Source organism: Synechococcus sp. RS9909 (assembly GCF_014279595.1).
Lineage (GTDB): Bacteria > Cyanobacteriota > Cyanobacteriia > PCC-6307 > Cyanobiaceae > Synechococcus_C.
Window position 1 is genome coordinate 2,204,825 of the sequence record NZ_CP047943.1, and the last position, 12,563, is coordinate 2,217,387.

The following is a 12,563-nucleotide window of genomic DNA, read 5'->3' on the forward strand; positions in this document are numbered from 1 at the left end:
GTCAGCATCAGGCGTAGAGATTGCGCAGGCCTTCTTCACTGGCGGGTGCCACGCCCCGTTCGGTGATCAGCGCCGTCACCAGGCAGGCTGGGGTCACGTCAAAGGCGGGATTGAAGCCCTCGCTGCCATCGGGGCTGAGTTGCACGGTGGCCAGCTCACCGGAGGCCGGCCCGCCATCGACGCGCCCCTGGATGTGGGTCACCTCCCGGGCACTGCGGGCTTCGATCGGGATTTCCGCCACACCGTCGTCGATCGTCCAGTCGATGGTGGAGGCGGGCAGGGCCACATAGAAAGGAACGTGGTTGTCGTGGGCGGCGAGGGCCTTGAGATAGGTGCCGATCTTGTTGCAGACATCGCCGCGGCGGGTGGTGCGATCGGTGCCCACGATCACCGCATCCACCTGACCGTGCTGCATCAGGTGGCCACCGGCGTTATCGACGATCACGGTGTGGGGCACCCCCTCCCGGCCCAGTTCGTAAACGGTGAGGGAGGCACCCTGATTGCGCGGCCGGGTCTCATCCACCCAGACGTGGATCTTCAGGCCGGCGCGATGCGCTTTGTAGATCGGCGCCAGAGCCGTTCCCCAATCGACCGTGGCCAGCCAGCCGGCATTGCAGTGGGTGAGCACCTGGAAGGGCTGATCCTGCCGCTCCGGCGGACGGGCCGCCGCTAGCTGTTTGAAGATCTCCAGGCCGTGCTCGCCGATGGCCTCGCACATGGCCACGTCTTCCTCGGCGATGGCCGCAGCTTCTGCCTTGGCCGCCTCGGCCCGCTCGGCCGGCGGCAACGGCGCCACACGATCACGCACCCGCTCCAGAGCCCAGCGCAGGTTCACCGCCGTGGGCCGAGTGGCATTGAGCTGCTCAAACGCGGCCGCCAACGCCGTATCGCTCGGATCCACCTGCAGGGCCAGCATCAGCCCATAGGCACCGGTCACGCCGATCAGGGGCGCGCCACGCACCACCATCGTGCGAATCGCCTCAGCCGCTTCATCGCAGCTGCGCAGGGTGCGGGTGGTGAACTGATGCGGCAACTGGGTCTGATCGATCACCCCGATCGAGCCGCCATCGGGCTCCAGCCAGATCGTGCGCCAGGGCTTGCCGTCGATCTTCATGGGGTGCGCTGCCGGGGCGAATGCTCCATGCTGCCCGTCAACCGCACCAGTCGCCCGTCAGCCCCATGCCCCTGCGCCGCCGCCAGCTGCTCCAGCTCGCCGCCGCCGGCGCGGGCAGCGGTGCCTGGTGGCTGCTCGGGCAACAACAGCAGCCAGCCACGGCGGCCCCCAACCGCACCCCTGATCTGCGCCTCGGCCTGATCAGCGACCTCAACGCCAGCTACGGCTCCAGCAGCTACATCCCGCAGGTGAACCAGGGTCTCCGGCAGCTGCTGGCACTGCAACCGGCCCTGGTGGTGTGCGCCGGCGACATGGTGGCCGGCCAGAAGCGTGGCCTGAGCGCCGGCCAGCTGGATGGGATGTGGGAGGGCTTTGCCCGCACGGTGCTGGCGCCAATCCGCCAGGCCGGCCTGCCCTTCCTGCCGGCCGTCGGCAACCACGATGGCTCCCCCGGCTTTGAGGCCGATCGGGCAGCGGTGCGCCGCTTCTGGACGCCGCGGCGCCAGGCCCTCGGCCTGCGGTTTGTGGATGCGGGCGATTTTCCCTTTCACTACAGCGCCCTGCAGAGTGATGTGTTCTGGCTGGTGTGGGATGCCAGCGCCAGCCGCATCCCCGCCAGCCAGCTCAGCTGGGCCCGCCAGCAGTTGACCAGCCCGGAAGCGCGCCAGGCACGGCTGCGGCTGGTGGTGGGCCACCTGCCCCTGGTGGGTGTGAGCCAGGGGCGCGACCGTGCCGGCGAAACCCTGGATCAGGCCGCAGCCGTGCAGAGCCTGCTGGAGCAGGGCCGCGTGCAGGCCTACATCAGCGGCCACCAGCACGCCTGGTTCCCCGCCCGGCGCGGCCAGCTGGATCTGATCCATCTGGGGGCGATGGGCAGCGGCCCCAGACGGCTCCTCCAGGGGAACATTCCTCCCCAGCAGACCTACACCACCCTCGACATCCACTGGGGCAACAGCTCCCTGGTGGAGACCACCTACGCCGTGACCAGCGGCCAGCCCGTGGCCTGGAGCCGCCTACCCGCCACCTTGATGGGCCGCGCCGGCGGCCTCAACCGCAACGTTCAGGTGCGATCGATCCGCCGGTAGCCGAACGAATCCGGCACCTGGGGCTGGCTGAACCCAGCGATCCGTTCAGCTGTGCTCCCGCAGAAAACGGATCGTGCCCTGCAGCTCCTCGGCGAAGCGATCGATTTCCGCCAACGTGGTGGTGAAGCTGAGACTGGCCCGGGCCGATGCCGTGACGCCGTAAAGGCGATGCAGGGGCTGGCAGCAGTGGTGGCCACTGCGAATGCAGATGCCACTGCAATCGAGCAGCGCGGCGATGTCGTTGGCATGCACCCCATCCACCAAGAAAGTGGCGAGAGCGCCACGACCAGGCTGCTGCTCCGGGGTGGGGCCGAGGATGCGCACACCGTCGATCGCCTCGAGCCGGCGGAACAGATGGCGGGTGAGCTGGGCCTCCCAGGCCTGAATCGTCTCCAGCCCCAGGCTCTGCAGGTAGGTGATCGCCGCCCCCATGCCGATCGCCTCACCAATCGCCGGCGTCCCGGCTTCAAATTTGTGGGGGAGCTCCGCCCAGGTGCTGTGATCCAGGAACACGTCCTGGATCATCTCGCCACCACCAAGGAAGGGGGGCATCGCCTCCAGCAGGGCCTCCGACGCCCAGAGAAATCCCATGCCGGTGGGGCCGCAGAGCTTGTGGGAGGAGCCCACAAGGAAATCAACGCCAAGGGCGCCCACGTTCAGCGGCTGATGTGCCAGGCTCTGACAGGCGTCGAGGAGCACCTTCGCGCCCTGCTGCCGGGCCAGAGACACCACCTCCGGAACGGGATTGCAGCAGCCGAGGGTGTTGCTGATGTGCACCAGCGAAACCAGCCGGGTGCGCGCGCTGAGCTTGGTGCGCAGATCCTCCAGATCAAGGCGGCCGGATTCGGTGAGGCCCACATGGCGCAACACACAGCCGGTGCGCTGCGCCAGCAACTGCCAGGGCACCAGGTTGCTGTGGTGCTCCATCACGGTGAGGAGCACTTCATCGCCCTCTTTGAGATTGGCGTCTCCCCAGGAGCGCGCCACCAGGTTGATCGCCTCACTGGCATTGCGCGTGAAGACGATCTCGTGGGAGCTGGCGGCGGCAATGAAACGCGCGGTGATCGTGCGCGCCGCCTCAAACGATTCGGTCGCCCGGGCGCTGAGCTGATGGGCGCCGCGGTGCACATTGGCATTATCAGCGCTGTAGAAGTGCTGCAGGGTCTCGAGCACCACCCGGGGCTTCTGACTGGTGGCGGCGTGATCGAGGTAGATCAGGGGCGTCCCATCCGGGGTGGCCTGGGCCAGGATCGGGAAATCGGGGCGCGTGCGCTCGGCCAGATCGATCACCGGAGCCACCCGCTGCGCCGAGGCATCGACACCAGAACGATCGGCGCTGGCAATCATGACGTCACCTCCGCCAGCAGACCATCCATCACCCGCCAGACGGAGGCCGTGGCCGGCAGTTGATCCACCACCTCCTGGCAGTAACCGCGCAGGAGCAGGCCAGCCGCATCAGCAGCCGCAATCCCTCGGCTCTGCAGATAGAACAGCTCGTCGTCCTGCAACTGCGACACGGTGGCGCCATGGGCGCAACGCACGTCGTCGGCAACGATCTCGAGTTCGGGCTTGGTGTCGATCCGGGCCCGATCCGACACCAGCAGATTGCGACTGAGCTGGGCCGCATCGGTGCGCTGAGCCTCGCGGGGCACCTGAATCGCCCCGTTGAAGATGGCGTGGGAGCGACCACCGGCCAGGCACTTGTGCAACTGATCAAGGCCGCCATCCGGCCCGTTGAAACGCACGGCCGAATGGGTGGCCAGCTGCTGATCCCCACTGGTGACCGCCAGGCCGCGCAGGGTGGTGCTTGCGGCTCCATCCACCTGCACCACACGGGGTTCCAACCGGGCGAACGTCCAGCCCTTGACCACGGAAGTAAGGGAATAGGAGCTGCGCGGCTCCTGCTCGACAGCGCAGTGGACGAGCAGGGAGGGGTGGCCATCGGCACAGGCGATCAGGCCGTGCCGCAAGGTCGCTTCCTGACCGAGATGCACCTCGAGCAGATGGCTGTGGGCCGTGGCTCCCGCCCCGGGACAGACCTGCAGCAGTTCCAGCTCGGCTTTCTCTTCCAGCAAGAGCAGCACCCGGGTCGCGGTGAGGCCATCGCCACCGGCCATCACCAGCTCCAGGGGCGGTACGGCTCCACGAATGCCCAGAGCGAGCACCTGCCGGGCCGAAGCGTGATTGAACTCCACCGGCCAGTCAGCCGCGCAGGCACAGCGATCGAGCGTGTGGCCAAGGGCCTGCTCCAGCTCAGCCGGTTGGAGAACCCGCACGCCCTCCGGCAGGGACACCCCTTCGAGTGGATCGCCCACGCCATCGAGAACCAGCCGCAACACCGACGGTGCCGGGTCAGGCCAAGCTGTTGGGGTGGGGGTGGCACTGAGGGGCAGGTGGGTCAACGCCTCCAACCGCTTCAGGTCGGTGAGTCGCCAGGCCTCCTCACGTCGGGTGGGGAGCCCCATCCGTGCGAGGGCCTCCCTGCCCCGCTGCTGCACCGGCGCGAGCACTGTGCGCGTCATCGTCAGGCCACCCCCTGTGCGGCCAATTCCCGGTCGACCCAGTCGTAACCGGTCTGTTCCAACTCCAGGGCCAGCTCCCGACCACCGGTGCGGAGGATCCGCCCAGCCGCCATCACATGGACGTAGTCGGGGGTGATTTCATCCAGCAAACGCTGGTAGTGGGTGATCAACAGCGTGGCGTTATCAGGACCGGCCAGCTGATTGACTCCAGCCGCCACAATGCGGAGCGCATCGATGTCCAGGCCGGAATCCGTTTCATCGAGAATGGCCACCACCGGCTCCAACAAAGCCATCTGAAGGATTTCATTGCGCTTCTTCTCTCCGCCGGAGAAGCCTTCATTGACGCTGCGCTCCAGGAAGGCGGGATCCATCTGCACCACCTGGAGCTTTTCGCGCACATGGTCTTCAAACTCGAAGGTGTCGAGCTCATCCAGCTCCCGGCATTGACGCCGGGCGTTGGTGGCCACCCGCAGAAATTCCAGGTTGCTCACACCGGCGATCTCCACTGGGTATTGGAAGCCGAGAAAGACCCCCAATCGGGCGCGTTCTTCCGGCTCCAGTTCAAACAGATCGCGGCCGCGATAGCGCACCGTTCCAGCGGTGACCCGGTAGGCGGGATGGCCTGCCAGCACTTTGGACAGGGTGCTCTTGCCGCTGCCATTGCGACCCATCACGGCATGGATCTCACCAGCACGCACCTGCAGATTGACGCCCTTAAGGATCGGCTGATCCTCCACGGAGGCGTGAAGATCGGAGATCTCGAGAAGCAACTCAGCGTCGGGTCGGATCACGTCGGGGAAGCAGAAAACTGGAGGGACTGATAGGGAAGCAATGGAGAACAAGTGGTTTCAGGCCAAGCCTCAACCCACCGAACCCTCGAGCTTGAGAGCGAGCAGCTTGTCGGCCTCAGCGGCGAATTCCATCGGCAGCTGATTGAAGACATCGCGGCAGAAGCCACTCACCATCATCGACACCGCCTCTTCAAAGCCGATGCCACGGCTCTGCAGATAAAACAGCTGGTCTTCTGAAATTCTGCAGGTGCTGGCCTCATGCTCAATCGCCGCCTGGGGCTGCTGCGAGCGGATGTAGGGATAGGTGTTGGCTGCCGCCTGGTCGCCGATCAACATCGAATCGCACTGGCTGTAATTGCGAGCCCCCTTGGCCGAGGGGGCCATCTGCACCAGGCCGCGGTAGCTGTTGCTGGAGCGACCAGCGCTGATGCCTTTGCTCACGATCGTGGAACGTGTGCGCGGCCCCACGTGAACCATCTTGGTGCCGGTATCCGCTTGCTGGCAGTTGTTGGTGAGCGCCACGGAGTAAAACTCGCCAACGGAGTCGGCACCCTGCAACACACAACTGGGATATTTCCAGGTAATGGCTGATCCAGTTTCCACCTGGGTCCAACTGATGCGACTGCGCGCACCTCGACACTGCCCGCGTTTGGTCACAAAGTTGTAAATACCGCCCACACCATTCTCATCACCGGCGTACCAGTTTTGAACGGTGGAATATTTGATGGAAGCGTCATCGAGGGCGACAAGCTCCACCACAGCCGCGTGCAGTTGGTTGGTGTCGAACATCGGCGCGGTGCAACCCTCGAGATAACTCACCGATGCACCTTCTTCGGCCACGATCAGGGTGCGCTCGAACTGACCGGTATCGCCGGAATTGATCCGAAAATAAGTGGAGAGCTCCATCGGGCACTCCACGCCCTTCGGAATGAACACAAAGGAGCCGTCACTGAAAACAGCGGAATTGAGCGCCGCAAAATAGTTGTCGTTACTGGACACGACGGTGCCCAGATAGCGTTCAATCAACTCCGGATGTTCTTTCACGGCTTCCGCAAAGGAACAGAACACAACACCGTGCTCCGCCAGCTTCTCTTTATAGGTAGTGGCGATCGACACACTGTCGAACACCGCATCCACGGCCACATTGCTGAGGCGCTTTTGCTCATTGAGAGGAATGCCGAGCTTCTCGAAGGTTTCAAGAAGCTTCGGATCCACTTCATCGAGGCTGCTTTTCTTCTCCTGAGGCTGCTTCGGCGCCGCGTAATAAATGATGTCTTGATAGTTGATCGGCGGGTATCCCAGCGCTGCCCAGTCGGGCTCCTCGAGGGTCAGCCAGTGGCGGTAGGCCTTGAGCCGGAAATTGAGCAAAAACTCCGGCTCGCCTTTCTTGGCCGAGATGAGGCGCACCACATCTTCACTGAGGCCCTTGGCGATTTTGTCAGTGGCAATATCAGTGACAAAACCGTATTTATACGGCTGACTGACGAGATCGCGAGTGGAGACACTGGTCATGGTGATTATCCCGCTGAAGCGTGGATCTCCTCGGTGCTGATGGTCTGGGCATCACCGCGGAAAGGGTTGTCTTCGGTGAGGAAGAGCATGCAGTGGCACTCCTTGCGTTCCCGCATCGGCACACAGGGGCAGTTCCAGAAGGCCTGCGACACCTCCGCTTCCTTGTCTTCGTAGTGACGGCAGGGGCAGAGAGCACCGCCAAGCTCGTCCTTGTGCCGGGCAAGACCCTTGAGCACCACAGCGGTCACACCTGGATCACTGCAGAAATAAGTGCCGGTGCGCTGGGCATAGGTTTCGGCGAATTTCCGGATCACCTCAAGGCTTTCGGCCGTGGGTTCCGGGTTTCCAGCGGACGGGTCGGTCATGAGGCTCGAACGGGAATGCGGATGGCTGGGGCAGAACCAAAACGATGGAGGCGGAGACGATCGACCGGCCAACAAATACGAAACGTTCGTGTTTCGTTTCTGGAGCCTAGGGCAAAGGTCCGTCCACCGACGGCTCGCGCCATTCTCACCCGTGGTCCGCCGCCGTGTGGCCCGGTGCGCGGGCCCATGTCGTCTGGGCACTGACGGAACAGAACAACGTTTCTAGGTTTCGGCGTGAACGCCCAAGACTGACCCCATGGCTATCGCGAACCGTTCCGCTGCGGAGTGGCTCGGCCCCGAGGCCGAGCTGATCCTGCAGGCTCCCGCCAGGGTCGATCAGCAACGCCTCCATCTTCCCGGCCCCGACGTCGTCGATCGCTTCGCCCTCTCCGATCGCAGCCCCCAGGTGCTGCGCAGCCTGCAGCAGCTCTATGGCAGTGGCCGCCTGGCGAACACCGGTTACCTCTCGATCCTGCCGGTGGATCAGGGCATCGAGCATTCCGCCGCCCACTCCTTCGCCCCGAATCCCGACTACTTCGACAGCGAGGCGATTGTGGAGCTGGCCGTGGAGGCAGGCTGCAACTCCGTTTGTTCCACGCTGGGGGTGCTGGGTTCGGTGGCGCGGCGCTGGGCCCATCGCATCCCCTTCATGGTGAAGCTGAACCACAACCAGCTGCTCACGGCTCCGAACGTGCACGAGCAGATTCTGTTCGCCTCCGTCGACCAGGCCTGGGACATGGGCGCCGTGGCCGTGGGTGCCACCATTTATTTCGGCAGCGACGACTGCAACCGGGAGCTGCAGCAGATCGCCGCCCTGTTCGAGCACGCCCACGACAGGGGCCTGGCCACAGTGCTCTGGTGTTACCTGCGCAATCCGATCTTCAAACAGCCTGAGGCGGACTACCACCTTTCCGCTGACCTCACCGGCCAGGCGGTGCATCTGGGCGTCACCATCGGCGCCGACATCATCAAACAGAAATTGCCCGCCAACAACGGCGGCTACCCGGCCGTCGCCAAGGCCCTGGGCCAGTCGTTCGGCATGACCGACGATCGGATCTACAGCGAGCTCTGCAGCGACAACCCGGTGGATCTCTGCCGCTACCAGGTGCTCAATTGCTACGCCGGCCGGATCGGGTTGATCAACAGTGGTGGCGCCTCCGGCAGCGATGACCTGCATGAAGCGATCCGCACCGCCGTGATCAACAAGCGCGCCGGTGGCAGCGGTCTGATCATGGGCCGCAAAGCCTTCCAGAAACCGCGCGCTGAAGGCGTCAGCCTGATCCAGGCGGTTCAGGACGTGTATCTGAGCCCCGAGGTCACCATCGCCTGATCCAACCATGACTGGACCCGTCAACCGCCGAAATGGCGTGGCATCGTGTGAGCACGACGCTTGACCCATGGGCGCACACGCTCAGGTTCCCACCCGTGAAACCACCCTCACCCTGCTGTTGCGGCAGGGTGAGATGAGTGCGGCCGATCTTGCGGAGCAGCTTGGGATTTCGGTGCAGGCGATGCGCCGCCACCTGCGCAGCCTTGAGGACGACGGCCTGGTGGAGTCGAAACCGATGCCGGTGGGTCCTGGTCGCCCCTCCAACCTCTGGTGCCTCACCAGCCGCGGCCGGCAGCATTTCCCCGATGGCAGCGAACACTTCGCCCTCGGTCTGCTCAATTCCATGGCGGCCACCCTTTCGCCAGAAGCGATGGCGTCCCTGCTCAGCCAGCAGACGCTCGAAAAGGCGAGTCGCTACCGGCAGCGGGTCGGTTCCGGTCCGCTGCAGGACCGGATTGCAGCCCTTGCAGACCTGCGGCGCCAGGAGGGCTACGTCACCGAGCTCAGCCGCGATCCCGACAGCCAGGGTTGGTTGCTGAGCGAATTCCACTGCTCCGTGCAACGCATCGCTGAGGAATATCCGGCGCTGTGCGACCAGGAGCTCCAGCTGATCCGCCACACCTTCCCCGACTGCCGGGTGGAACGGGTGCACTGGCGACTGGAAAAGGGCCATTCCTGCGGTTTCCGCATCACTCCGCACCATGGCTGATGCGGAAACCGCAGGAACAACCAGTCCTCTCGATGGCGACGCGATCGCCCGAATCGATGCCACCCAGCTACCGATGCGGGAGCGCCATCACCTGCGGCTGATCGCCCATTGCCTCGCCAGTTTTCAACACATGGCCGGCGCCGCGCCACGGGGACCGCTGCCCTCGGCCGAGCAACAACAAACCTGGATCCAACGCCAACCGCCCCTGCTGGGTGATCCCGGCTTCGCGCAGCTGCTGCTCAAGCAGTTCGCCAGCGCCGCCCGTCAACTCGAGCAACTGGCGGAGCAGCGTCAGTGCACACCCCTGGAGCTGACCCTGGAGGATCTGATCTCCGAAGCGGAACGCCACCACCGGCTGCGATCATCCTGAATTGGCCGAGACGCCCGTCCGCGACGCTCCATGACCCTCGTCATCCCCGACGCCCTCAGCTTCTTTCAGCGGAGCAGTGGCCGCTGGCGCTCCCAGCGCAGCGTGCATCACCTGCTCCATCGCCGCGCCGAGGCGGGCGGCTCGCTGATCGTGGTGGACGACCTCAGCGCCGATGATCCCCGCCTGCGCACCATGGCGGCACAACAAGGGCAGGATCCCGACCGGCTGGTGGGTGGCAGCCGGGTGCGCTGGAGCGCCTCAATGGCCTGGGATCAGGAGGGTGAGGCCCACGACGGCGAAAGCGTGATCGGCCTGATCCCCGACGGGGCCGATGGACGCTCCGGTGTGTTGCTCAGGGATCTGGGCTACGCGGAGAAAGCCCCGGCCACCTCCCGCTTCTGGATGGACGAGCTGGACGGCCTGCTCTTGAGCACCGACTACGAAACGATGAGCGTGTGGGAGCGCTTCAGCTTTGCCGGCCCGGATGTGCGCCTGCGCTCGAGCACGGTGGAGGGGCTCTCCAACAACGCCTCCTTCTGCCTGGAGCTGCGGGTCAGCGACAGCGATCCGGCCGACACGCGCGCTGATGAAGCTGCAGGGAGTGAAGCGACGACCACGACGTCGGCAGCGCTCTCACCCCTGGGCTGGTGAGCCCAACCTGTCGCCACGGCGACGACTATTACGGACTGTGAGTGCTGCGCGCTCCAGCCAGGGCCTCCCCAAGCCCTACTTCTACGATCGCCAACGACGGTTGCTGTAGCTCGCGTGGCCCTTCCCCTTCTGAAGTACGCGCCCACAACGCAGAACTCCCGCGTGGAGGCCTATCGCGTGGGTTCGGACGAGGATCCCAAGGCCGTGTCCATGGACAAGGCCATGGACCGGGAAGATCAGAATTTCGTGATCGAGGCCGCCTACCGCCAGATCTTCTTCCACGCCTTCAAAGTGGATCGGGATCGGACGCTGGAATCCCAGCTGCGCACAGGGCAGATCACCGTGCGTGACTTCATCCGCTCCCTCTGCCTCTCGGACACCTTCAACCGCAGCTTCTACAACCTCAACAGCAACTACAAGGTGGCACGCCATCTGGTGGAGAAGCTTCTGGGCCGCACCACCCATGGCCAGTCGGAGGAGATCGCCTGGTCAGCCGTGCTGATGACCCGGGGTGTGCGGGGCATGGTCGACGACATCCTCAACAGTGAGGAATACATGGAGGCCTTCGGTTACGACACCGTGCCGTATCACCGCAACCGGGTGGTGGGCTCCCGTGAGGTGGGTGAAACCCCCTTCAACATCACCTCGCCCCGCTACGACGCCTACTACCGCGGCATCCTCGGCTTCCCCCAGATCGTTTACACCGGCTCGGCCAAGTCGCTGCCCGCCCGCGCAGCCCAGCGCCGCGGCGGCTACCCCGAGGACTACATGGCCTGGGTGCGCAGCCTCCCCGCCATGCGCACCAGCTCGTCCGCTGCCTCCTCAGCCAGCATCGACTACATGGCCAAAGTGCCGTACCGCAGCGTCGGCCGCTGATCGGCGCAACCATGGCATTCGCGGGGGCCCAGACCCCCGCTTTTTTTGGCATCAGCGCCGCAGACCAGGTGGTCAGAAGATGCTGACCGCAAGGGAATGCGGTGAACGCAATCCGGATCTTTGCCGCAAACTGATCCCAAAGAAACCTGGAGATTCTCTCCGTGACGCAAGCCCTCTCCTCCCTGGCCCGCCTGACGCTGCGTCAACTGCGCCAGATGGCCAGCGATCTCGGGGTGACCCTTTACAGCCGCAAGAGCAAGGAAGACCTGGTGTCGGCCATTGCCGAAAAGCAGGAGCGTCGCGGCGGTGACCTCAAGGCGATCGAAGCCGAGCTCCATGCGCCCTCCAAGCCGGAGTCGAACACCCGGGTGGTGTTCCTGCCCCGCGATCCCCAGTGGGCCTATGTGTTCTGGGAGATCTCCGACAGCGACCGCCGCCGCGCCCAGAGCGACGGTGCCGCCCACCTGAGCCTGCGGCTCGCCGATGTGACGGGCATTCAGGACGGCAGCGCCCATCCCCACACCCTGCAGGAAGTGCCGGTCGACAGCCACAGCACCGAGTGGTATTTGCCAGTTCCTCTCTGCGATCGCGACTACCGCGTCGAGCTGGGCTACCGCCAGGGCAGCACCTGGATCTCCCTCGCCTTCTCCTCAGTGGCCCGGGTGCCCGCTCTGCACCCCAGCGATCAGATTCTTGATCAGTTCGTGCCCTTCAGCCTCGATGCCACCCCTGTGGCCCAGCCGACGCCGGTGGCACCAATCGAGCCGAGCGACAGCGGCCTGCATGAACGTCTGTACCAGAGCGCCACAACCCACTTCCGCAGCCGTCGTGTCGGTTCCGAGGTGCTGCACGAGCGCGATCGCAACGAAGCCGATCAGTACGGACTCAACGCATCCGGCGCCGGCCTGTGGGCCAGCGGCCGCAACGACTCCGGTCTGGGCGGCGTCGCCCCGCGTCAGCGTGCCTTCTGGCTCGTGGCCGATGCGGAACTGATTGTGTATGGCGCCACCGATCCCTCAGCCCGCCTGACCATCGGCGGTGAAGACGTGCCCCTGTCCAGCGACGGCACCTTCCGCATCCAGGTGCCCTTCCGTGATGGCGAGCAGGTGTATGCGATCGAAGCCACCGCAGCCGATGGTGAGCAGAAGCGCAACATCACCCTCAACTTTGAGCGCGTCACCCCGGAAGACAACAGCAACCCCGCCAGCGAAGCCAAAGCCGAGTGGTTCTGACGCGGT

Annotated in this window: 13 protein-coding genes; 7 read left to right on the top strand and 6 right to left on the bottom strand. The window is 64.9% G+C overall.

Going from position 1 to position 12,563, the window contains the following annotated elements; all coding sequences use genetic code 11:
* Nucleotides 1-7: 7 nt before the first annotated feature.
* Nucleotides 8-1,114, bottom strand: coding sequence for an S-methyl-5-thioribose-1-phosphate isomerase (gene mtnA, locus SynRS9909_RS11730; RefSeq protein WP_007101525.1), 1,107 nt, complete (start codon nt 1,112-1,114; stop codon nt 8-10).
* Between the two features lie 65 nt (nt 1,115-1,179).
* Here mtnA and SynRS9909_RS11735 point away from each other — a divergent pair, with 65 nt between their 5' ends.
* On the top strand, nt 1,180-2,199 hold the full coding sequence (locus SynRS9909_RS11735) for a metallophosphoesterase (protein WP_007101524.1): 1,020 nt from the start codon (nt 1,180-1,182) through the stop codon (nt 2,197-2,199).
* A gap of 45 nt (nt 2,200-2,244) precedes the next feature.
* Here the strand turns inward: SynRS9909_RS11735 and SynRS9909_RS11740 are convergent, their stop codons facing one another.
* The 5 genes from SynRS9909_RS11740 to SynRS9909_RS11760 form a co-directional block, all read right to left on the bottom strand.
* Nucleotides 2,245-3,546, bottom strand: coding sequence for a SufS family cysteine desulfurase (locus SynRS9909_RS11740; RefSeq protein WP_007101523.1), 1,302 nt, complete (start codon nt 3,544-3,546; stop codon nt 2,245-2,247).
* Entirely contained in the window at nt 3,543-4,721 is a 1,179-nt protein-coding gene (locus SynRS9909_RS11745; protein ID WP_038001073.1) for a SufD family Fe-S cluster assembly protein, read from the bottom strand. Before SynRS9909_RS11745 ends, SynRS9909_RS11740 begins: the two co-directional genes overlap by 4 nt.
* 2 nt (nt 4,722-4,723) lie before the next feature.
* The gene (sufC, locus tag SynRS9909_RS11750; protein WP_038001071.1) at nt 4,724-5,512 is read right to left on the bottom strand and encodes a Fe-S cluster assembly ATPase SufC; all 789 of its coding nucleotides are present in this window, start codon (nt 5,510-5,512) and stop codon (nt 4,724-4,726) included.
* A 69-nt stretch (nt 5,513-5,581) separates the two neighbouring features.
* The gene (gene sufB, locus SynRS9909_RS11755) at nt 5,582-7,024 is read right to left on the bottom strand and encodes a Fe-S cluster assembly protein SufB (RefSeq protein WP_007101520.1); all 1,443 of its coding nucleotides are present in this window, start codon (nt 7,022-7,024) and stop codon (nt 5,582-5,584) included.
* Nucleotides 7,025-7,029: 5 nt separating this feature from the next.
* Nucleotides 7,030-7,389, bottom strand: coding sequence for a ferredoxin-thioredoxin reductase catalytic domain-containing protein (locus SynRS9909_RS11760; protein WP_007101519.1), 360 nt, complete (start codon nt 7,387-7,389; stop codon nt 7,030-7,032).
* A 256-nt stretch (nt 7,390-7,645) separates the two neighbouring features.
* Here SynRS9909_RS11760 and SynRS9909_RS11765 point away from each other — a divergent pair, with 256 nt between their 5' ends.
* From SynRS9909_RS11765 to SynRS9909_RS11790, 6 genes are all read left to right on the top strand, one after another.
* The gene (locus SynRS9909_RS11765) at nt 7,646-8,719 is read left to right on the top strand and encodes a class I fructose-bisphosphate aldolase (protein WP_007101518.1); all 1,074 of its coding nucleotides are present in this window, start codon (nt 7,646-7,648) and stop codon (nt 8,717-8,719) included.
* 67 nt (nt 8,720-8,786) lie between these two features.
* On the top strand, nt 8,787-9,428 hold the full coding sequence (gene sufR, locus SynRS9909_RS11770; protein ID WP_007101517.1) for an iron-sulfur cluster biosynthesis transcriptional regulator SufR: 642 nt from the start codon (nt 8,787-8,789) through the stop codon (nt 9,426-9,428).
* A complete protein-coding gene (locus SynRS9909_RS11775) occupies nt 9,421-9,798 on the top strand; it encodes a hypothetical protein (RefSeq protein WP_007101516.1) in 378 nt (125 codons plus the stop codon). The genes sufR and SynRS9909_RS11775 overlap by 8 nt, the downstream gene beginning before the upstream one ends.
* Nucleotides 9,799-9,828: 30 nt before the next feature.
* Nucleotides 9,829-10,449 carry a phycobiliprotein lyase gene (locus tag SynRS9909_RS11780; RefSeq protein WP_007101515.1) on the top strand — a complete coding sequence of 207 codons (621 nt, stop codon included), beginning with the start codon at nt 9,829-9,831 and terminating at the stop codon, nt 10,447-10,449.
* A 114-nt stretch (nt 10,450-10,563) separates the two neighbouring features.
* Nucleotides 10,564-11,325, top strand: coding sequence for a phycobilisome rod-core linker polypeptide (locus tag SynRS9909_RS11785; RefSeq protein ID WP_007101514.1), 762 nt, complete (start codon nt 10,564-10,566; stop codon nt 11,323-11,325).
* 161 nt (nt 11,326-11,486) lie between these two features.
* Nucleotides 11,487-12,557 (top strand): DUF4912 domain-containing protein, encoded by a 1,071-nt coding sequence (locus tag SynRS9909_RS11790; RefSeq protein WP_007101513.1) that lies wholly within the window; start codon nt 11,487-11,489, stop codon nt 12,555-12,557.
* Nucleotides 12,558-12,563 lie beyond the last annotated feature (6 nt).